Annotated in this window: 19 protein-coding genes; 13 read left to right on the top strand and 6 right to left on the bottom strand. The window is 67.7% G+C overall.

All coding sequences use genetic code 11. From position 1 onward, the window contains the following. Positions 1 to 367 precede the first annotated feature (367 nt). Genes HQN78_RS18130 through HQN78_RS18150 form a run of 5 tightly spaced genes read right to left on the bottom strand, consistent with a single transcriptional unit; the run spans position 368 to position 7,316 of the window. Positions 368 to 1,279, bottom strand: coding sequence for a GNAT family N-acetyltransferase (locus tag HQN78_RS18130; protein WP_235085389.1), 912 nt, complete (start codon positions 1,277 to 1,279; stop codon positions 368 to 370). Beyond that, positions 1,276 to 2,550, bottom strand: coding sequence for a phenylacetate--CoA ligase family protein (locus tag HQN78_RS18135; RefSeq protein WP_235085391.1), 1,275 nt, complete (start codon positions 2,548 to 2,550; stop codon positions 1,276 to 1,278). Before HQN78_RS18135 ends, HQN78_RS18130 begins: the two co-directional genes overlap by 4 nt. Continuing rightward, positions 2,547 to 4,970, bottom strand: coding sequence for an acyl-CoA reductase (locus HQN78_RS18140; protein WP_235085394.1), 2,424 nt, complete (start codon positions 4,968 to 4,970; stop codon positions 2,547 to 2,549). The genes HQN78_RS18135 and HQN78_RS18140 overlap by 4 nt, the downstream gene beginning before the upstream one ends. A gap of 1 nt (position 4,971) precedes the next feature. Continuing rightward, the gene (locus tag HQN78_RS18145) at positions 4,972 to 6,096 is read right to left on the bottom strand and encodes an acyl-protein synthase (RefSeq protein WP_227106058.1); all 1,125 of its coding nucleotides are present in this window, start codon (positions 6,094 to 6,096) and stop codon (positions 4,972 to 4,974) included. A gap of 29 nt (positions 6,097 to 6,125) precedes the next feature. Further along, positions 6,126 to 7,316 (bottom strand): MFS transporter, encoded by a 1,191-nt coding sequence (locus HQN78_RS18150; protein WP_235085396.1) that lies wholly within the window; start codon positions 7,314 to 7,316, stop codon positions 6,126 to 6,128. A 567-nt stretch (positions 7,317 to 7,883) separates the two neighbouring features. On the opposite strand from HQN78_RS18150, the gene HQN78_RS18155 reads away from it, so the two are divergent. The 7 genes from HQN78_RS18155 (at position 7,884) to HQN78_RS18185 (ending at position 14,345) form a co-directional block, all read left to right on the top strand. Beyond that, positions 7,884 to 8,369 carry a hypothetical protein gene (locus HQN78_RS18155; RefSeq protein WP_235085398.1) on the top strand — a complete coding sequence of 162 codons (486 nt, stop codon included), beginning with the start codon at positions 7,884 to 7,886 and terminating at the stop codon, positions 8,367 to 8,369. 392 nt (positions 8,370 to 8,761) lie between these two features. Beyond that, entirely contained in the window at positions 8,762 to 9,124 is a 363-nt protein-coding gene (locus HQN78_RS18160; protein ID WP_235085400.1) for a hypothetical protein, read from the top strand. Next, a complete protein-coding gene (locus HQN78_RS18165) occupies positions 9,028 to 10,734 on the top strand; it encodes a M60 family metallopeptidase (protein ID WP_235085403.1) in 1,707 nt (568 codons plus the stop codon). The genes HQN78_RS18160 and HQN78_RS18165 overlap by 97 nt, the downstream gene beginning before the upstream one ends. Positions 10,735 to 11,062: 328 nt before the next feature. Continuing rightward, a complete protein-coding gene (gene choX / locus HQN78_RS18170) occupies positions 11,063 to 12,019 on the top strand; it encodes a choline ABC transporter substrate-binding protein (protein ID WP_235085405.1) in 957 nt (318 codons plus the stop codon). Further along, entirely contained in the window at positions 12,016 to 12,918 is a 903-nt protein-coding gene (locus HQN78_RS18175) for a 3-keto-5-aminohexanoate cleavage protein (RefSeq protein WP_107801498.1), read from the top strand. Before choX ends, HQN78_RS18175 begins: the two co-directional genes overlap by 4 nt. Before the next feature lies 1 nt (position 12,919). Continuing rightward, positions 12,920 to 13,882, top strand: a complete 963-nt coding sequence (locus HQN78_RS18180; RefSeq protein ID WP_107801499.1) for an L-carnitine dehydrogenase — start codon at positions 12,920 to 12,922, stop codon at positions 13,880 to 13,882. After that, positions 13,875 to 14,345 (top strand): thioesterase family protein, encoded by a 471-nt coding sequence (locus HQN78_RS18185; protein WP_235085409.1) that lies wholly within the window; start codon positions 13,875 to 13,877, stop codon positions 14,343 to 14,345. The genes HQN78_RS18180 and HQN78_RS18185 overlap by 8 nt, the downstream gene beginning before the upstream one ends. 8 nt (positions 14,346 to 14,353) lie before the next feature. On the opposite strand, the gene HQN78_RS18190 is transcribed toward HQN78_RS18185, so the two are convergent. Continuing rightward, positions 14,354 to 15,289 (bottom strand): GlxA family transcriptional regulator, encoded by a 936-nt coding sequence (locus tag HQN78_RS18190; RefSeq protein ID WP_235085411.1) that lies wholly within the window; start codon positions 15,287 to 15,289, stop codon positions 14,354 to 14,356. 327 nt (positions 15,290 to 15,616) lie between these two features. On the opposite strand from HQN78_RS18190, the gene HQN78_RS18195 reads away from it, so the two are divergent. The 6 genes from HQN78_RS18195 (at position 15,617) to HQN78_RS18220 (ending at position 21,212) form a co-directional block, all read left to right on the top strand. Beyond that, positions 15,617 to 16,342, top strand: a complete 726-nt coding sequence (locus HQN78_RS18195; protein WP_227106043.1) for an ABC transporter substrate-binding protein — start codon at positions 15,617 to 15,619, stop codon at positions 16,340 to 16,342. 463 nt (positions 16,343 to 16,805) lie between these two features. Continuing rightward, the gene (locus HQN78_RS18200; RefSeq protein ID WP_107801503.1) at positions 16,806 to 17,927 is read left to right on the top strand and encodes a Re/Si-specific NAD(P)(+) transhydrogenase subunit alpha; all 1,122 of its coding nucleotides are present in this window, start codon (positions 16,806 to 16,808) and stop codon (positions 17,925 to 17,927) included. 10 nt (positions 17,928 to 17,937) lie between these two features. Then, positions 17,938 to 18,234, top strand: coding sequence for a proton-translocating transhydrogenase family protein (locus HQN78_RS18205; RefSeq protein WP_019101645.1), 297 nt, complete (start codon positions 17,938 to 17,940; stop codon positions 18,232 to 18,234). A gap of 9 nt (positions 18,235 to 18,243) precedes the next feature. Then, positions 18,244 to 19,620, top strand: coding sequence for an NAD(P)(+) transhydrogenase (Re/Si-specific) subunit beta (locus tag HQN78_RS18210; RefSeq protein WP_107801504.1), 1,377 nt, complete (start codon positions 18,244 to 18,246; stop codon positions 19,618 to 19,620). Between the two features lie 174 nt (positions 19,621 to 19,794). Beyond that, positions 19,795 to 20,469, top strand: a complete 675-nt coding sequence (locus tag HQN78_RS18215; protein ID WP_235085413.1) for an META and DUF4377 domain-containing protein — start codon at positions 19,795 to 19,797, stop codon at positions 20,467 to 20,469. A 65-nt stretch (positions 20,470 to 20,534) separates the two neighbouring features. Continuing rightward, positions 20,535 to 21,212, top strand: a complete 678-nt coding sequence (locus tag HQN78_RS18220) for an META and DUF4377 domain-containing protein (RefSeq protein ID WP_227106041.1) — start codon at positions 20,535 to 20,537, stop codon at positions 21,210 to 21,212. Positions 21,213 to 21,249 lie beyond the last annotated feature (37 nt).

The raw sequence follows: 21,249 nt of genomic DNA on the forward strand, positions 1-21,249 counted from the left end.
CGGGCGTTCTCCTGCGCGATGGGGACAGGCGGGAGGGGGCATTGCGGGGGGAAAGGTGGAAAAGGTCATCACGGTCTCCATGTCAGCTTTGGAAACCTGCCCAGGCGAGGCTGGGACAGGCACATGACAAGGTGGCAAGACCGGCTTACTAGACCAACGACCGGCAGTCCAGAGGACTCCCTGCCACGGCCCGTCCCGAATGGGTACGGCGTGGCAGCAGACGTAGCAGTGCCAAAGGCGGACACGACTTGTCTGCGGTCTAGTAATTTATAGGCTTGCCAGCCCGACGCGGCGTGATTGAGCGCAGCGCGGGACCAAGCCTAAACAGGCTGGCAGAGGCCGTCAAGGCGCAGGGGAGGCACGGGCCTCAGGCGGCAACGGCCGCCGCCACCTGCCGGCTCAACTGATGCAGACGATTGGCCAAGGGGCAGCTCAGCGCCAGTTCCTGCCGGCCGTGTCCGCGCAGCAGCAGCGCCTGCCAGCTGCCGTCCGGGCCGGGCACCAGGCCGCCGCAGACGAAGCCGGCCTGTTGCAAGGCGTCCGCCGCGCGCGGGGCGTCCGGCCCCAGCGCCAGCCTGACGTAGACCAGCCGCCCGGCCGGCAGCGCCGCCACTTCCCGCAGCCGGCCGCCGCTGACGTCCTCCAGCCCCACGTCCAGCCGCCGGCCGTGGCTGGCGATGCTGAGTCCTCCGGCCGGAGCCTGCGCCGGCGGCGGCGCGCTGCCGAAGGCGCGGGTCAGCGGCGTCAGCCATTCCCGCCACGCCGCCGGCCAGTTCAGCGCCGGGATCGGCCGGCTTTGCAGCGGCAGGCAGCCCAGCACGATGCTTTCCGGCTGCGGCTGGCCAAACGGCGAGGCCACGTAGTCCAGCAGCAGGCCGGTGGTGTGGAAGCCCAGGGTCTTGGCCAGGCGCTGGCTCTGGCCGTGGGACGACACTTGCTTGATGGTGAGCATGCTCAGGCCCAGGGCAATACCTTGGGCGCGCAGATGGCGGCCCAGCGCGGTGGCCAGGCCCTGGCCGCGCGCGTCCGGATGCACCACGTTGAGCGCCAGCTCGGCGCTGCCCGGACAATGCGGGTCGCGCCACAGCGCGGCGTGGCCCAGCACGCGGCCGCCGCTCACGGCGACGGCGGAATGCCAGCGGCCGGCGGCGTTGTGGCGGCGGATCATAGACGGCAGATACACGTCGGGATAGACGTAGTGTTCGCCGTAGATGGCGCGGAACAAGGCGCTAACGCCGGCGGCGTCGTCCGCCTGGAAATCGCGGATGACGATGCTCATGCCGCCACCTCGTCGTAAGCGCGCTGGTCCACCACGCGCATCAGCTTGCCGGAACGCGGATGGGTGAGCATGGCCTCCGGCGCGCAATAAGCGACGTCCAGCCGCAGCAGGCCCTGGCGGCAGAGTTCGGCCAAGGCCGGTTGCGCGGCCAGCAGCCGTTCGCGCAGCGGCTCCGCCGCCGGGGCCGGCGCGTATTCGCTGGCCACCCGCAGGCTGAGGGTGTCGACGCCGTCGCGGCGGCCCACCAGCAGCTGCCAGGCCAGCACGCCGTCCTGCCCCCGCAGCAGCGGGTCCAGCTCGTCCGGGAACAAGGACAGCGTGCAGACGCGCACGCGGTGGCCGCGGCTGGCGCGCCCTTGCAGCGCGAACTTGCGTTCCGGCCGCCCGGCCGGCTCGCGCCAGCAGGCCAGATCGCCGGTGGGATAGCGGATCACCGGCATCAGCCGCCGTTGCAGATTGCTGACCACCAGCAGGCCTTTGCGGTCCGGCTCCGTGATCGGCAGGCCGCTGGCCTCGTCGATGATTTCGACGATGGTGTCGGCGTCGAACACGCGGTGTTCGCCCTGGGCGCAATCCGGCCCGGCGGCGCCGATCAGGCCGGCGTCCACGCTGGCGCAGCCGATGGAGCCGATGCGGGCATTGGGAAACGCTCGGCCCAGCAGGGCCAGTTGCTCGGCGAACAGGCTTTCGCCGCCGTAAAGCAGGCAGCGCACGCCGGGCAGCGCGCGGCCGACCTGTTGCAGCCAGCTGGCGAAGCGCACCAGTTGCACCGGCACGCCGGCCAGCACATTGATGTCCAGCGCGGCGATGGCGTCGGCCAGCGCCGCGTCCTCGACATTGCAGGTGAAGGGAAACTCCACCACCGGCGCCGGCGAGTGCGACAGCGCGCCGTGGATGAACAGCAGGCTGGTGTAGAGATCGCCGGCGAAGAACAGGTTGGCGACGCGGTCGCCGGGCAGCAGTTGCCGGCCCAGGCCCTGGCCGAAGGCGCGCACGAAGGCCTGCCATTCGTCGCGGCGGAACACCGACAGCTTGCCCTCGCTGGTGGAGCCGCCGGTCTTGAACACATGGCCGTCCGCCAGCGGGCCGCTCAGCACCGGCCAGTTTTCCAGCGGCTGGCATTGGCGCCAGTAGTCCGCCGGCTCGATCAGCGGCAGATCGCTCAGCGTCCAGTCCGCCGGCAGCTCGCGGTACAGCGCGGTGAAAAACGGCGAGTGAGCGCGGGCGTGTTCCACCAGCCGGCGCAGCCCGGCCTCCGTGGCGGCCTTCATCGCGCCGGCTCCGTGTTGCGGCGCAGGTCCAACACCAGCGGGGTCTTGCCGCTTTGCGGATGGCGCTGGAACTGGCCGGCCGGGGTGGAGATGACGTCCAGTTGCAGCAGGCCGCCGCTGACCACCTCGTTCAGCATCGGGTGTTGCAGCAGGCGGGCGCGCACCTGCGCGGCGTCGCCGTCGGCCAGCACCCGGATGCGGTCGCCGCCGCTGGCGGCGTGGTCCACCAGCCATTGCACAGCCAGGCCCAGCGGCGCGGACAGCGCTTCCGGGTTGACGAAGATGGTGCCGGCGCGCAGCAGCGCGCCGTGGCGGCCGGTGAGCTGGAAGCGCGGCGACGGCAGACCGCAGCCGCAGCGGCCGGGCAGCCAGCGGCCCAGATCGCCCAGGTCGTAACGCCGCACGTTCTGGCCTTCCCGCGCCAGCGAGGTGAAGGCCAGGCGGCCGACGGCGCCGGGCGCGGCCGGACGGTCGCTGTCCTGCTCCAGGATTTCCAGCCACTGGATATCGGCCAATAGATGGAATTCGCCGTCGCGGCCGTGGCCGCAGGCGTGGCCCAGCGGGCCGGCGTCCACCGATCCGTACATCGCGGAGCGGATCAGCTCCACGCCAAAGCCGGCCAGGAACTGGCGCTGGCCGTCGCTGATGTGTTCGCCGCCGCAGAACAGCTTGCGCACGCCGCCGTAGGCGCGCAGCGCGGTTTCCTCGCATTCGAACAGGCGCTGCAAGGTGCCCGGCATCCCCACCAGGGTGTTGACGCCTTGGGACACGATGAAGTGGGCGATCTGGCTGAAGTCGTCGTCCACCGGGCCGCCCATCGGGTATTGCGGCACGCCCAGCTTGTCCAGAATGGTGAAGAAGCTGAGCATGCCGCCGTAGAGGTTGCCGCCGTAGAGCAGATTCATCACCCGGTCATGCGCCGGGTCCAGGCCGGCGGCGAGCAGGCCGTCCGCCGCCGCCTGCATCTGGCGGTGGTAGTCGCGGTAGCTGAAGCCGGCCAGTTTGGGTTCGCCGCTGCTGCCGCCGCTGCGGAAGAACAGCTGGGCGGCCGGCCCCATTTCAGCTTGCTGGAAGGCCGTTTTGTCCATCACCGGCAGCGCGTCCAGGCCGGCCGGCGGCGGCGGCAAGGCGTCCAGCGTCGCATGGCCCGGCAGTTGGCCGTCGCGCAGGCTGACCGACACCCGCCGCGTCAGCCGGCTCAGCGCGTACACGCCGTCGTGCGGCTCGCCGGCGTAGCCGTCGTGCATCGCTCCCGCCGGGCACAGCCGGCCGACGCCGGCGTCCAGCAGCAGGCGGCTGAGCGCCGGCAGCTGTTCCGGCGCGGCGATCAGCCCGCAGCTTTGCAAATGGGTGCGCCAGGGCAGCAGCAGCTCCACCAGCCGCGCGCGCGGCGCCGGCCGCAGTTGCAGGGTGCGGAACAGCGGCGAGGCCGCCAGTTCCTGGCGCTGCGCCCAGGCCACGCGCCAGCCCTCGCCCTGCTCCACCGCGCCGGCCACGCCGGCGAAAGACTGGTCCAGCCGCAGCATGGCCAGCTGGCTGGAGATTTCCGCGGCTTCCTGCACGTCCGGCTGCAAGGCCGGCCAGGCCGGCGCACGCCGCGCCAGCGCGGCGGCCATGGCCTGGGCCGCGCCGCGCAAGACGGCTTCGTCCTCGCTGTCCACCAGCAGGCATTGCGGGCTGGAGCAGGCTTGCTGGTCGAAACGGCAGACGTCGTCGGCCAGCGCGTCGTAATCGGCCTCCGTCGCCGCGGCCGGGTCCAGGTAGGCGAAGCTGATGCGGTGGCCCCAGGGTATCCAGCGGCAGCCGGCCGGCACTTGGCGGCGGATCGCTTCCAGCGCGGCGTCGCCGCCCCAGGCGGACACCGCGTCGGCGCGGGCCAGCAGGCCGGCCAGTTGGTCGGTGGCCAGCGGCAGCACCGCCACGTGGGCGGCCAGATCGCCGGCGGCGTCGTGGCTCAGAAAATCGGCCAGCAGCCGCGCGCTGCGGCCTTGGTCGCTGCCGCTGGGGCGCAGCCAGTTGACGTTGCCGGCCAGCAGGCTTTCCAGTACCGCCATGAAGGGCAGCAGCGGCGCGTTGGCCGGGGTGATGTGGGCCACCAGGCCCAGCGGCCGCCAGCTTTCGAAGCGCGGCTGACGGTAGTCGAAGCGGCGCAGCGAGAAGGCCTGTTCGCCCAGCTCGCGGCCGACCTTGGCTTCCAGCGCCTCGCGTCGGCAAAAGCCTTGCAGCGCGTCGACGGCGGCGGCATCCAGGCCCAGAGCCTCCGCCCGTGCCGGCAGCGCGGCGGCGAAGCGCTCGGCGCAATCCAGCACCGCGTCCAAGGCCGGCGGCCGGGCCAGCGCGGCCGGCAGGCCGGCTTGCAATTGCGCCAGCGCGGCGGCGGCGTCCGCGGCAGCGTTCAGTGTTCCGTTCAATAGATACATATCAGGATTCCTTGATCAATTCGGAGGCGGCCACCGCGCAGCTGCGGCTCTTGCTGGTGCCGGCGCGGCCCAGCAGTTCGAACCAGTCGGTGGCCAGGCCGCAGCCGCAGCTCTCGGCCGGATGCAGCACGGCCAGATCGCCCATCACGATGCTGTGGGCCGGGCTGGAGGTGATGTAGGGCGACAGCAGGTTGAGGAAGCCGGCGGCGCCGTAAGGCTGCGGCCGCAGGCTGGCGGTGTCGCGGATCACGGCGCGGGCGTAGCTGGGCAGGTGGAAGCGGTGGCGTTCGCACTCCACGTAAGGCACCGGGTGCTCCACCGCGCCGTAGCCGTCGCGGCAGCGCGCATCCGGAATGCCCAGTTGCTCGCCCAGCCGCCGGTACAGCTCGGCCTTGGGGATGGCGCGGTCGGCGTGGGTTTTCCAGCCGCCGCCCAGGAACACCAGCGATTCCGGGTGCAGTTGCAGCGGTGGCAGGCCCAGTTCCCGCATCCGTTCCAGCGCGAACCACAGGAAGGCGGGGAAGCCCAGCATGCGCACCGGCAGGCCTTGTTCGGCGAAGTCCTGCAAGGCGCGGATCACGCCGAAGGGATCGAACTCATTGCCGTGGCCGTTGTGGCGCAAGGCGTAACAGGCCTGGTTCACCGGCGCGTATTTGCACAGGAATTGGTCGGTGTAGGCGGTGCCCAAGGTGATGGCGCCGGCCGGCTCGTAGCTGAGCAGCAGGTAGTTGCACGGCTGTTGCGGCGTGTCCCAGCCGTAATGCCGGAAGATGCGGTCCACCATGCTTTGCGCCGCGCCCAGGCTGCGCGCGTCGTAACGCATGCGGCTTTTCTGGCCGGTGGTGCCGGAGGAGGTCAGCTCCAGCGCGTCCTGGCCGGCGGCGCTCACCACCAATTGGCGTTTGAAGTAGTTGGCGAACAGCGGCGGCAGCCGCGACCAATCGTCCAGACCGTCCAGCGCGGCGGCGTCCAGGCCGTTGGCCTGCAGCCAATGGCGGTAGCCGGGCGTGTGTTCGCAGTGGTAATGGCTCAGCTCGCGCATGGCGGCGTCGAACAGGCGGTCGCCGTCGGCATCGGCGCGATAAGGATGTTCCAGCGCGCACAGCGCGTCGACATGGTTCAGCATGGTGGAGCTCCGGGAATGAGGAAGGGGATTCAAGCCGCTTGCAGCGCGTAAGCGCGCTGCTTGAGCAAGCGCCACAGCGGCCAGGCCGCCAGGCCGGCGCCCAGCGCGGCCCAGCCGGCGAAGGCTTGCAGGCCGGCGCCTGCGCCCAGCCAGGCCAGCGCGCTGCAACCCAGGCCGAGCAAGGCGGTGGAGATCATGCCCAGCATCGCCGCCACCGCGCCCTTGCCGCTGTCGCTGGCGTAGAGGGTGAAGCGGTACAGGGTGGCGTGGCCCAGGCCCAGGCCGAAGGCGTACAGCGTCAGGCCCGCCGCCAGCGCCGGCAGCGCGCCGCTGGACCAGGTCAGCGCCAACATCGCCGCCAGGCCGCCGAACAAGGGCAGCAACGCCAGCCGCAGCACCCGCTCCAGCTCCAGGCGCGCCGCCAGCCGGTTCAAGGTCAGATTGCCGGCGATCAGGCCGCCGAACACCGGCAGCTGCCACAGGCCGTATTCAATGCCGGACAGGCCCAGGCCGCGCATCAGCAGCAAGGGCGACAGGCCGATCCAGCCCACCAGCGGAATGGACAGCAGGCCCAGCGCCACGCTGCCCTGCATGAAGGGGGCGTTGCGCAGCAGCGCCGCGTACTGGCGCGCGCTGCGGCCCAGGCGCAGCGGGCTTGCCGCCAGCCGGCTGCCGTCGCGACGCTCCGCGCCCAGGGTTTCCGGCATCCAGCGCCACAGGCCGACGGCCACCAGCGCCGCCAGCGCGCCGATCAGCGCGAACAGGCCGCGCCAGGGCAGCAGGCCCAGCAACAAGCTGCCCAGCAGCGGGCCGACCAGCGGCGACAGCAGCGCGATATTGGCCAGCAAGGCCATCAGGCGCACCGCGTCTTTTTCCGGAAACGCTTCTTGCAGCGCCGGATAGCTGACCACCATCACGAAGCCCAGCGACAGGCCCTGGATGAAGCGCAGCAGATTGAACAGCTCGATGTCGCGGCTGCCGACGGCGGCGAGACAGGCCAGGGCGAAGCCGACGGCGCCGGCCACCAGCAGCGGTTTGCGGCCGTAACGGTCTGACAATGGGCCAATCAGCCATTGCAGGGCCACCCCGCCCAGCAGATAGGCGTTGAGCGCGGTGGGCACGTGGCGGGCGTCGGCGTTCAAGTCCGCGACGACTTGCAACATGGCCGGCATCACCATATCGCTGCCGATATACGTCAGCAGTTCAAAAGCGGCCAGCAATAGGCAAAAGCCTAACGCCCGGCCCCGGGAAATAGGCAGCAGGGATTGAATTGAGTTTTGACTCATAAAATATCTAGGTAATTTAATGGCGGCCCTATAAAAAACACGGACCATTTAAAACCGACAATAAAAAACGACGCGGAAAAGTGAACTGCGCGGCATTTGTTTCGGTGATCAAGCAGCGCCGAAGAATGACATCGGCGTACTCAGAAGGGGCGAGATTATAGACAGGCTTGCGAATTGAATTGACTGCCCTATTGGACAGTTATCCTAGAGTAAATATATTAATATCCAAGTTTGGCGACGGATATTTATACAAATAAACCATAACATAAAATAATATGCAAATGGCAAGTCAATTAATATTTGGAGGGACGATTCCAATCAAAACCACCAATGGATTGAATGATGATTTTCCAAATCAGAATTTAAACCGCGTCGCTTCATGTAGACGGCCAGCCCGCAAAGAGCTCGTTTTCATTGCTTTGCAACAAGCATGACAATGGATTCCCATGGTTAAAATGTCATCTCCACTGACATCCCCCATGCCTTCAGGAGCCCATCCCCATGAGATCCGTCCTGCCCCTTGCCGCCTTCCTGTCCATGTTCTGCGCCGCGCTAGCGCTGGCCGGCGCGCCGCCGGCGCTGGTGGTCACCGGCCAGATCAAGGTGTCCAATCAGACCCGCGCCGGCGAATACCACTTCAGCAAGGCCGATCTGGAGCGCCTGCAGCAGCGCACCATCCAGACCAAGACCACCTGGACGCCGAAATCGGCCTTTACCGGCCCCACGCTCTCCGCCATTCTGCGCGCCGTGGGCGCGACCGGGCGGCCGGTGGAAGTGGTCACAGAAGACCAGTACAAGGTGGTGATTCCGCCCGGCGACCAAAGCCGCTATCAGCCCATCCTGGCGCTGCGCATCAATGGCCGGCCGCTGGAGGAGATGGGCTTCAGCCAGTGGATGATGTATCCGCTCAACGACTTCCGCGAACTGCAAACCGCCGACATCGACGCCAAGCTGGCCTGGCGGGTGAAGGCGCTGGTGGTGCGTTGAGCGCGGCGTAGCGCTTAGACCCGCTAACAAAACTCCTGATGCTGCGTTGCGCCGACTTGCCTCAGCCGTAAAACTGAGTTTTGTTAGCGGCTCTTAAGCCGCTAGCCAAGCGCTGATGCCGCGTTGCGCCGATTGGCCTCAGCCGCGAAAGCGGTTTTTATGAGCCGCTTTTAGCCGAATTCTCGACTAAAAATGTCAATGCGCTGAATAAATCCAGTTAGTCCCAAGTAAATATTTACCTGAATAAAATAAGAACTTTGGAATAAGAAGCGGACTCCAGTGGGTAGGCTCCCGCCCTTCATGCCGGCGGGAGCCAGGGCGCAACCCGCAACTGGACAGGCCGTGCCCTGCGCCCGCAGCAGTCCGGCATGGCCTGATGGAATAAGAGAAATATGCACGCATTTAAGCTCAGTTCCTGTCTGTGGCTTGGCGCCGCGATGGCCGCCAGCCTGCCCTCTCTGTCCGCCTTCGCCGACGCGCCGCGCCAGCTGACGCTGGAACAGCGCGGCGATCCGGGGGAATGGCTGCTGGCGCACCGCCGCGGCTTCCTCACCCATCCCACCCAGTCCACCGGCTATTGGGCCCGCAAGGGCGAAGCGCTGAGCGTCAATATCGCCTATCAGGGCACGCCGCCCAATCTGCCCCGGAGCTGTGGCTGGTGCCTATCGCCAACGCCAACAGCGCCATGCCGTCCAATCAGGTGGTCCAGCTGCGCCCCGGCCTCAATCAGATCACCGCGCAGAACGACGGCGTGATCTATTTCGCGCCGCGCAGCCAGCCCGGCAGCGGCAAGATCGTGGCCACGCTGCAAAGCGGCGGCCGCGAAATACCGCGTTTCGTGCTGGGTCAGCACAGCAGCGCGGACTGGAACGCCATGCTGAACCGCCTGTCGGCCGAGCCCTACGCGGAGCTGGTGGGCAAGCGCATGATCGTGACCATGCCGCTGCCCATCCTGCGTCAGCAAGTGGACGATCCAGCCGCCGCCATGACGCTGTGGGACCGCATCGTCACCCTGGCCGAGGAACAATACGGCCTGGCCGCCGGCAACCCCTACCCGCACGCGGCGACGCCGTTCCAATACCAGTTCGTCACCAAGCCGGACAGCAGCGGCGGCTATATGTCGGCCAGCAATTACTGGCTGGGCACCAATGTCGGCGGCGCCGGCTCGGTGGCCAACTCCAAATTGCTGCAGCAGGACGGCTGGGGCCCCTGGCATGAGCTGGGTCATCACTACCAGATGCCGGCGATGACTTGGAACGACCAGACCGAGGTGACGGTGAACCTGACCTCGCTCTATGTGCAGCGCGCCTTGGGCCAGCGTTCGCGGCTGGAAACCGGCGGCAAATGGGACCTGGTGCGCCAGCACCTGAACCAGGCTCAACCGTCTTACGAGGCGCAAACGGACTTGTTCGTGCGCGCGGCGATGTTCTGGCAGCTGGACCTGGCTTTCGGCAAGGACTTCTACAGCCGGCTGGGACAGCGCTACCGCAGCATGCCCTTCGCCGAGCTGCCCGCCAGCGACGAGGACAAGCGCCAGCGCTTCATCATCGAAACCAGCCGCGTCGCAGGTCAGAATCTGACCCCGTTCTTCGACAAATGGGGCTTGAAGGCCAACTTGAGCACCCGGCAAACCGTGAACAGCCTGCCCGTCCTGTCGCAGCCGATCTGGCTGAACCGCGACGAAAACCTGCTCTATCGCTATCCGCTGGAACAGCAGGGCCTGGCCGGACGCGTGTCGCTGCCGGCCGCTGTCAACGCCGGCGGCACGTTCAACGTGGAGGCGCGGGTCGTCAACGCCGGCGGCAAGACCCTGCGTTACCAATGGCAGGTGCCGACCGGTTTCGGCGGATCGCCCGGCAATGGCGCGACGGCGACGCTGACCGCGCCCCCTCAGGCGCTGCAAGGCGCGTACGCGCCGATACGCGTCACCGTCAGCGACGGCGTCACCCAGATGACGCTGGGCAGCGCCATCCAGCTGCGCCGCCCCGGCGCGCAAGGCTACGACGCGATGATTCTGGCCGCCTACAACAAGGGTGCGCTGCAAAAATGGAGCGAGAGCCGCGCGGGCACGCCGGGCGACGTCTACGTCTACGACAACCCCTACCGCAACACCCGCGACTACTTCCAGCTGAAAACCGCCAGCTACGGCTATTTCCCGACCGAAGGCGGCAGCAACGCCGGCTGGCAGTTCCTGGACAGCTATAACGGCGCCCCGCTGTCCGCCACCCAGTCCTACGATCTGGCGATATTGACCGCGCAGCGCAAGAGCCGCCTGAACAGCTGGAGCGACAGCCGAACCGGCACGGTGGGGGACGTCTATGTCTACGACAACCCTATCGCTCCACGCGCGACTACTTCGTGCTGAAGAACGCGAACTACGGCTACTTTCCCACCACCGGCGTCAGCAACAGCAATTGGACCTTCGTCGGCTCCTATGACGGCAGCCAGTACCTGACCCCGTAAACCCGGGTTCCGCAACCGGCGCCGGCCTCCCTCGTCGAGGCCGGCCCGGTCGCCCGGGTGACGGCATTGGTCGCTCCCGTGCGCTACTATTCGGCGCCGCCCGCCTAGATTGGTCCTTGCGCTCCGGCTCCCTCCGAGTCCGCGGCGTCGACATGGCCACGGCCATGCCTTCCAACCCAGCGGCCCGGCGCTGCCCGTCGGCGACGGAACCGCTTGCGGGAGAAGCCGACATGAAACTCACCACCCACTGGCTGGCGCTGCTGTGCGGCGCGCTGGCCGCCCAGGCCTGGGCCGCGGAGCCGGAAAGCTGTCGCAAGATACGCTTCGCCGACATCGGCTGGACCGATATCGCGGCCACCACCGGCCTGGCCTCCGCCGTGCTGCAAGGCTTGGGCTACCAGCCCAGCACCCAGCTCGCTTCGGAGCCCATCGCCTTCACCGGGCTCAAGAACCAGCAGATCGACGTGTATCTGGGCTACTGGGTGCCGTCGCAAACGCCGGCCATCACGCCCTTTCTACAGGCCAAGGCGCTGCAAGTGCTGCCCGAGCCCAATCTGAGCGGCGCCAAATACACGCTGGCGGTGCCCAGCCAGCTTGCGGAACAGGGCCTGCGCACCTTCGCCGACATCGCGCTCTTTCGCAAACAGCTGGACGGCAAGATCTACGGCATAGAATCCGGCAGCCAGGGCAACGCCATCATCAAGCGGATGATCGCCAACAACGATTTCGGCCTGAAAGGCTTCACCCTGGTGGAGTCCAGCGAAAGCGGCATGCTGGCCGCGGTATCCCGCGCCATCCGGCAACAACGCATGGTGGTGTTCCTCGCCTGGGAACCGCATCCGATGAACTACCTGATGCGGCTAAGCTATCTGGCCGGCGGCGACCAGGTCTTCGGCGCCGAATACGGCGGCTCCAAGGTCTATACCGTGGTGGCCAACGGCTTCATGCAGCGCTGTCCCAACGCCGGGAAGCTGATCAGTCAGCTGCGCTTCAGCCTGGACATGGAAAACCAGGTGATGAACGCCATCCTCAAGCGGGTCCCGCCCGCGCGCGCCGCGCGCCAATGGCTGCAAGCCAACCCTCAGCCGCTGGAACGCTGGCTGGACGGCGTCTCCTCCTTTGACGGCAAAGCCGGCCTGCCCGCGGTCCAGGCCTATCTGTGCCAAGGCGAAGGGAACGGGCCATGAACCGGGACATCGTGCTGAGCTGCGCCGTCACCGGCGCCGGCGACACCGTGGGCAAGCACCCGGCGATACCGGTCACGCCCAAGCAGATCGCCGCCGCCGCGGTGGAGGCGGCCCGCGCCGGCGCCACCGTGGTGCACTGCCATGTGCGCGACCCGCTCACCGGCAAGGGCAGCCGCGAGCCGGCGCTGTATCGGGAGCTGGTGGACCGCATCCGCGCGTCCGGCGTGGACATGATTCTGAACCTGACCGCCGGAATGGGCGGCGACGTGGAGATCGGCCCCGGCGAGCGGCCGCTGCCGCTGGGGCCGGGCACGGACCTGGTCGGCGGCCTGGAGCGCCTGCTGCACGTGGAGGAACTGCGCCCGGAAATCTGCACCCTGGACTGCGGCACGCTCAACTTCGGCGACGGCGACTTCCTCTACGTGGCCACGCCCGGGCAGCTGCGCGACGGCGCGCGGCGCATTCAGCAACTGGGCGTCAAGCCGGAGCTGGAAGTGTTCGACACCGGCCACCTGCGCTTCGCCAAACAATTATTGAGCGAGGGGCTGTTGGACGCGCCGCCGCTGTTCCAGCTCTGCCTGGGCATCCCCTGGGGCGCGCCGGCCGACACCACCACGATGAAGGCCATGGTGGACAGCCTGCCGCCGGGCGCGCAGTGGGCGGCCTTCGGCATCGGCCGGCTGCAAATGCCCATGGTGGCGCAAGCGGCCTTGCTGGGCGGCCATGTCCGGGTGGGGCTGGAAGACAATCTGTATCTGGCCAAAGGGGTGTACGCCAGCAACGGCGCGCTGGTGGAACAGGCGCGGCGATTGCTGGACCTGATGGGCGCGCGGGTGCTGACGCCGGCGGAAGGCCGGATCCGCCTGGGCCTGCCGCCGCGCGGCGTAAAAGGAGATTGAGATGCACCGTACCGACATCGCCACCCTGGGCCTGCTGGGCGCCGGCGTCATCGGCGGCGGCTGGGCCTGCCGCGCGCTGGCGGCCGGCCGCGACGTGCTGGCCTGGGACCCCGCGCCGCAGGCTGAAGCGCGTCTGCGCGCCCAAGTGGAGCGCGCCTGGCCGGCGCTGGAGCGCCGCGGCCTGGCCGCCGGCGCCGCGCCCGAGCGGCTGCGCTTCGTCTCCCGGCTGGAAGACTGCGCCGCCGCCGCCGACTTCATCCAGGAAAGCGCGCCGGAAACGCTGGCGCTGAAACGGGAGCTGCATCGCCGCGCCGACGCGGCCGCGCCGGAGACGGTCATCATCGCCTCCTCCACCTCCGGCCTGCTGCCTTCCGAGTTTTACCAGGATGTCCGCCGTCCGGCGCGCTGCGTGGTGGGCCATCCCTTCAATCCGGTCTATCTGCTGCCGCTGGTCGAGGTGCTGGGCGGGCGCGACACCGCGCCGCAGGCGCTGGACGCCGCCGAGCGCGTCTATACGGCGCTGGGCATGCGGCCGCTGCGCGTGCGTCACGAGGTGCCCGGCTTCATCGCCGACCGGCTGCTGGAGGCCCTGTGGCGGGAAGCGCTGCACCTGGTCAACGACGGCGTGGCCACCACCGGCGAAATCGACGACGCCATCCGCTTCGGCGCCGGCCTGCGCTGGGCCTTCATGGGCACCTTCCAGACTTACGCCCTGGCCGGCGGCGAAGCCGGCATGCGCCACTTTCTGAGCCAGTTCGGCCCGGCGCTGCAACTGCCCTGGACCCGGCTGCCGGCCCCGGACTTGAGCGAGGCGCTGATAGACCGGGTGGTGGACGGTTGCGCGCGCCAGCTGGGTCAACGCTCCATCGCCGATCTGGAACGCTATCGCGACGACTGCCTGATTGGAATCATGGAAGCGGTGGCGGCCGCCAAGCGCAAGCATGGGCTGGCCGCGCATGAATAAGCGCCTCGTCCTGCTCCGCGCGCAAACGCGGCCGGAATGGCTGGACTACAACGGCCATGTCCGCGACGCCTATTACCTGCTGGTGTTCAGCCACGCGGTGGACGCGCTGATGGAGCGCATCGGCATGGACGCCGCGGCGCGCGAGCGCGGCGGCCACACCCTGTACACGGCGGAGCTGCATCTGCGCTATCTGCGCGAAATCCGCCAACAAGCCGAGCTGAGGGTGGAGGGGCGGCTGCTGGAGCACGACGCCAAGCGGCTGCGGCTCTATCTGAGCCTGCATCGCGACGAGGAGGCCGACGCCGCGGCCGGCTGCGAGCTGATGCTGCTCAATGTGGACCCCGGGCTGGGCCGGAGCGCGCCGTTCTCCGCGCCGGTGCGGCACAGCCTGGACGCGCTGTCGCGGCGGCAAGCCGGCCTGCCCTGGCCCGAGGATTGCGGCCGCCGCATCGAGATGCGCTGAGAAGCGGCTCACGCCTCGCGCCGCTCCGTCCCCGGCGCGCAGCCGAAGCGGCGGCGATAGGCGCGCGCGAAGTAGCTGGCGGACTCGAAGCCGCACGCCGCGCTGACCTGGGTGACGTTGAGCCCGCTCTGGCGCAGCAAGCGCCGGCCGTGTTCCAGGCGCAGGCCCAGGTAAAAGACATTGGGCGCCGCGCCCAACTGGGCGCGGAACAAGCGTTGCAGCTGACGCGCCGTCACCCCCGCCCCGGCCGCCAGGGCCGCGCTGTCCAGCGGCGCGTCCATATGTTTTTCCATCAGGGCCAGGGCCTGGATCAGCTTGCGGCTGTGCACGCCGTAACGCGCGCCCAGTTCCAGCCTTTGATGATCGCTCTGGGCGCGGATGCGCCCCAGCACGAATTGCTCCGAAACCTGCACCGCCAGATCATGGCCATGGCTGCGCGCCATCAGAGCCAGCATCATGTCGATGGAGGCGGTGCCGCCGGCGGAACTGATGCGCCGCGGCCCCAGTTCGTAAAGCTCCTGCGTGGCGTTGAGCAAGGGATAGCGCTCGCGGAACGCCGGCAGCGCCTCCCAGTGCAGGGTCAGCCGCTGCTGCCGGAACAGTCCGGCCTCGGCCAGGACGAAACAGCCGGTGTCGATGCCGCCCAGCACCCGGCCGGCGGCGTCCTGAGCGCGCAGCCAGGCCAGCAGGCCGGCACCGCCGTGGCGCAGCGGATGAAAGCCGGCCACCACCAGCACCGCGTCGGCCGCCTCCGACTCGCCCCAGGCGCCATGCGCCGCCAAGGACATGCCGTTGCTGGCGACCACCGGCCGGCCATCGGCGCTCAGCAGCCGCCAGCGATAGGCGTCGCCGTGAAAGCGGTTGGCCACGCGCAAGGGCTCGGTGGCCGCCAGCAAACCCAGCATGGAAAACTCGGGCAGCAGCACAAAGCTGAAATCCCGCATGCTCAGCCCTTGTCCGCGGCAATGATGAAACCCATGGCGCGCCTTCGTTAAACATGTTTACAATCAACAGCCTACCGTTCATCCACTGAAAACAGCAAGCCGACGCGCGGCGATCCACGCCGGTCCGCGCCGCGCCAGCCAATGGGACAGGTTGCCGATGCGGACATTTCCAATACCATATTGTTTCCATGGTTTTTTTCGGAACGGTGAATTTTTCCGCCCGCGCCGCGCCAGGCCGTCCGATAATGACCCACTGGCCGCAGTCGGCAGCGCGGGGCCGCCGACGCCCGTTCGCACCTGTTCATCATTGTGAAACTCAAGTCTCTTTTGGCTCTGGTCTGCCTGCTGGCAGGCATGCAGTGCGCGGCGGCGGAGCCGACACTGGTCTTCGCCTACAATCTGTTCCCGCCCTGGAAGACCATGGACGCCCATGGCGTGCCGCAAGGTCCGTACACCGAGCTGATGCGGGAGGTGGCCAGGCGCGCCAAGCTGCGGCTGGTCTTCCTGCCCTGCCCGCTGGCGCGCTGCCTGCAATACCTGCGCCAGGGCAAGGCCGATGTGGTGATCGGCGTGAAGAACACCGCCTCCCGCCGCGAATTCATCGACTTCATCGAGCCCGCCTTCGCCAGCGGCAGCCGGCTGGCCCTGTACCAGCGCGCCGACGACCCGCGGCCGCTGCGCAGCTATCGCCAGCTCTATCCCTTTTTGATCGGCGTGGTGGAAGGCGTCCGCTATCAGGACGAGTTCGACGGCGATCTGCGCCTGCGGCGCGAGCCGGCCCCGTCGCTGGACTCCAACTTCCGCAAGCTCAAGGCCGGCCGCATCGACGCCTTGATCGCCGACGAGCGCCAAACCGCCGAGCTGGCCGCCGAAGCCGAATTCCGCCAGCACGTGAGACGCGCGCCGCTGCTGCTGTATTCGCCGGAGCCGCGCCGCATCGGCCTGTCCCCGCGCTCCCCGTACAAGCGCCGCATCTCGCTGGCGATGCGCTCCATGCTGCAGGACGGCACCGTGGCGCGGCTGCTGGCGGAAGCCCAGCGGCCGGCCTCCTAACCGGCCCCGCCGTCGCGCGCGCGCAACAGCCGGCGCCCGCCGCCGCGGCCGCGCGCGCCGGCTGGCAACTGGCGCTTGTCGCAGCTTTACAAGCCGCGCCATCAACGCTAGTGTCCTGCATAAGCCTTGCCGGCAGCATATGCGCGTCGACCGGCCGCACCCGCCTCCGCGCCTTGTTCCGCCTGCCCGCCAACGGCCGCTTCGCCGTCTTTCTTCCGCATTCCCGCTCCAACAGCCGCTGACTGGCCTCTGTCTGATTCACGTCACATCGCTGCTGTAGGGTTTTGCTAGCATCCGGCCCTTTCACTGTCGAAATTGTCCGACGGTATACGGTCGGCAATATAAGTGTTGCGCGGAAAAATCCCGCATGCCTTTAATTGAATTCAAACGCTCGTTCGATTTTGCGCCGCACGGGCGTTCGCTATCTGGAAACTTTGTTATCTAATCGCAGGAAAGGAAGACCATGCATATCGCTATCCCAGCCGAGAGGCTGGCCGGTGAACACCGCGTGGCCGCTACGCCGGACACGGTGAAGAAGCTTGTCGCCGGCGGCCACGCCGTCACGGTGGAAAGCGGCGCCGGCCTCGCGGCCGCGCAGCCGGACGCGGCCTATCAGGAAGCCGGAGCCGCCATCGCGGCGGACCGCGCCGCGGCGCTGGCCCAGGCCGACATCGTGCTGACGGTGCGCCCGCTGGACGAGGACGGCATCGCCGCGCTGAAGGACGGCGCGGCGCTGATCGGCCAGCTCAACCCCTATCACAACCACAGCCTGCCGGCGCTGGCCGCCAAGCGCGTCTCCGCCTTCGCGCTGGAGCTCTTGCCGCGCAGCACCCGCGCGCAGAGCATGGACGTGCTCTCCAGCCAGAACAATATCGCCGGCTACCGCGCGGTGCTGCTGGCCACCCAGCACTATCCGCGCTTCATGCCCATGCTGATGACCGCGGCCGGCACGGTGAAGCCGGCGCGGCTGCTGATCCTGGGCGTGGGCGTGGCCGGCCTGCAGGCCATCGCCACCGGCAAGCGCCTGGGCGCGGTGGTGGAGGCCTTCGATGTGCGGCCGGCCACCAAGGAGCAGGTGGAGTCGCTGGGCGCCAAGTTCATCGAGGTGCCGATGAGCGAGGAAGAAAAAATGGCCAATAGCGGCGTCTACGCCAAGGAAATGTCCGAGAGCTACCGCCAGCGCCAGGGCGAACTGGTGGCCAAGCACGCCAAGGCGGCGGACATCGTGATCACCACCGCGCTGATCCCCGGCAAGCCGGCGCCCAAGCTGCTGTCGGCCGATGTGGTGGCGGAGATGAAGCCCGGTTCGGTGATCGTGGACCTGGCGGCGGAAACCGGCGGCAACTGCGCGCTGACCCGCCCCGGCGAGACCGTGCGCCTGGACAACGGCGTCACCGTCGTCGGCCAGACCAATCTGCCCGGCCTGCTGGCGGCGGACGCCTCCAGCCTGTACGCCAAGAACTTGCTGACCTTCCTCGGCCTGCTGCTGACGCCGGAAGGCCTGAACCTCAATCTGGAAGACGAGATCCTGTCCGCCACGCTGGTGACCCACGCCGGCCAGGTCCGCTTCCCCGCCGCCGATTAAGGAGAACAAGATGGTCGATCCTTTCATCACCAGCCTCACCGTCTTCGTGCTGGCCGTCTTCGTCGGCTACCACGTGGTCTGGAACGTCACCCCGGCGCTGCACACCCCGCTGATGGCGGTGACCAACGCCATTTCCGGCATCATCATCGTCGGCGCCATGCTGCAGGTGGTGGACATCAACGGTTCCGAAATCACCCTCACCTCGGTGTTGGGCACCATCGGCATCTTCCTCGCCAGCATCAATATCTTCGGTGGCTTCCTGGTCACCCAGAGGATGCTGGACATGTTCAAGAAAAAGAAGAAATAAGGGACCACGATGGAAAACCTGTCCGCAATTCTTTATCTCGTAGCCGCGGTGCTGTTCATCCTGGCGCTCAAGGGCCTGTCCAGCCCCGCCTCCGCCTTGCGCGGCAACCTCTACGGCATGATAGGCATGCTCATCGCCGTGGCCACCACGCTGCTGATCATGGACAAGCCGGTGTTGGCGCTGATCGCCTCCGCCATCGTCGCCGGCGGCGCCATCGGCGCGTGGAAGGCCAAGACCGTGCAGATGACCGGCATGCCGGAACTGGTGGCGGCGATGCACTCGCTGGTGGGCCTGTCCGCGGTGCTGATCGCGGTGGCGGCCATCTTCCACAGCGGCGTGGAGCACACCCAGGTGCAAAAGGTGGAGCTGTTCATCGGCGCCTTCATCGGCGCGATCACCTTCACCGCCTCGGTGATCGCCTACGGCAAGCTGTCCGGCCGCTTCGGCTCCAAGGCCGTGAACTTCAAAGGCCAACACCTGCTTAATCTGCTGCTGGCCGTCGCCATGGTGGGCTTCGGCGTGGTCTATTTCCTCAGCGACAGCCAGGCCGCCTTCCTGACCATGCTCGCCATCGCGCTGGCCTTGGGCGTGACGCTGATCATTCCGATCGGCGGCGCCGACATGCCGGTGGTGGTGTCCATGCTCAACTCCTACTCCGGCTGGGCGGCCGCCGGCATCGGCTTCACGCTGAACAATCCGGTGCTGATCATCGCCGGCGCTTGCGTCGGCGCCTCCGGCGCGATTCTGTCCTACATCATGTGCAAGGCGATGAACCGCTCCATCGTCGCGGTGCTGCTGGGCGGCTTCGGCGCCGAGGCGGGCACGGGCGGCGGCGCCGGCGACGGCGGGCCCAAGAACCACAAATCCGGCTCCGCCGAGGACGCGGCCTTCCTGATGGCCAACGCCGACAGCGTGATCATCGTGCCCGGCTACGGCCTGGCGGTGTCCCGCGCCCAGCACGCCTTGCAGGAGTTCGCCGAAATCCTGCATCAGAAAGGCGTCAACGTGCGCTACGCCATCCACCCGGTGGCGGGCCGGATGCCGGGCCATATGAATGTGCTGCTGGCCGAAGCCGAAGTGCCCTACGAACAGGTGCAGGAGATGGAGGAGATCAACTCCGACTTCTCCAACACCGACGTGGTGCTGGTGATAGGCGCCAACGACGTGGTCAACCCGGCCGCGCAGAAGGACAAGACCAGCCCGATCTACGGCATGCCCATCCTGGACGCGCACAAATCGCGCAGCGTGATCGTGGTCAAGCGCTCGATGAACGCCGGCTACGCCGGTCTGGACAATGAGCTGTTCTATATGGACAAGACCATGATGGTGTTCGGCGACGCCAAGAAGGTGGTGGAGGAGCTGCTCAGGGGAGTGGAGCAGCTGTAAGGCGCCGCCCCATGCCTCCGGCATTTCAAAACCGCCCAATGTTTTAAGCTTGGGCGGTTTTTTGTTTCCATCTATTTCTATCCCCGCTTTTCCGCCCCGCCGCGCTTCACAAGCGGCGCTCGCCCGGTGTATTGTAAACAAATATTAGTTTTTGTTTATACATGGAGTATGGCAATGCAAAATACTGGCTTCTCCGCCCGGCGCCTGGCGGCGCTGTGGCTGGGCGCGCTGGCCTTGCCGCTGCCGGCGCTGGCCATGCCCAATCTGCAGGGAACCGAATGGCGGATGGTGGAACCCGCGCCGGTGGGCCAAACGGCGCCCACCCTGGCTTTCCACCCGGGCAAGATGACCGGCTTCGCCGGCTGCAACCGCTTCGTCCGCACCCTGGACGCCCAGGGCAAGCCGCAGGTGGCCACCACCCGCATGGCCTGCCGGCCGCCGCTGATGGAGATGGAGCAGCACTTCGTCGCCTTTCTCTCCAGCCCCTTCCGCGTCTTGCCGGACGGCCGCGCGCAGAAACTGGTGCTGAAATCGGAGCGCGCCGAATACCGCTTCGTGCGCCTGACCCCGGACGTCGATCCGGCGACGCAGCCGGCCAAGCTGCAATACCTGTACGTGGCGCCCGAACGCCAGGCCTGCCACAACGGCGAAGCCTCGCGCGACTGCCTGCAGGTGCGCGAACGCACGGAACAGAGCTGGCGGCCGCTGCAAGGCGAAATCGCCGGCTTCCACCCCAAGCCCGGCGTCAGCTACTACATCAAGCTGAAACCGGCGGCGCAGGCCGACGCCGGCTCGCGCTGGACATTGGAACGCATCGTCTACAGCGAGGAAGTCAGCAAACTGCGCTGAACTCTTGAGAACGGCGGGCGCTCCAAGTGCAGCCCGTCCCTGCCATTAACCACGGAACATCGATAATGAAAAAATCGCTTTTGCTCGCCGCACTGACCGCAGCCGCCCTGAGCGCCTGCGCCACCCCGCAAACCGGAGCCAAAATGGACGCCCAAGCGGATATCAAACTGGAGGCGCTGGCCGGCCAATGGAAGCAGGACGCCGCCGAACACCCGATCACTCTCAGCTTCAAGGACGGCGGCGTGTCCGCCCGCGCCGGCTGCAACGGCATGTTCGGCCCGGTGTCGCTGGAAGGCGGCAAGCTGGTCAGCAAGCAGTTGGCCAGCACCTTGATGATGTGTCCGCCGGAGGCGATGGAGCGCGACCGCGCGCTGGCCGCCTTCCTGGGCGCCAAGCCCGCGGTCAAGCTGGCCGGCGACAAGCTGACCCTGCAGGCCGGCGACAAGACGCTGAGCTTTGACCGCCAGCCCTCGCTGGAAGGCGGCGTCACCCGCTTCGTCTACGTCGCCGCCGAGCGCAAGCCCTGCACCGGCGTGGCGCCGATGCAATGCCTGCAGATCCGCGAAAGCAAGGATCAGCCGTGGCAGCTGCACTACGGCGAGATCGAGGGCTTCAAGCCGGAGCCGGGCATCGCCTACCGTCTGCGCCTGAAGGAATTCAAGGTGGCGAACCCGCCGGCCGACGCTTCGTCCCTCCGCTGGGTGCTGGACATGGTGGTGGAGCAGGAAGTCGTTAAGAAATAACAGCCCATTCACGAGCTCGCGAGCAAGACCGGGCGTT

Source organism: Chromobacterium sp. Beijing (assembly GCF_021496765.1).
Taxonomy (GTDB): Bacteria; Pseudomonadota; Gammaproteobacteria; order Burkholderiales; family Chromobacteriaceae; genus Chromobacterium.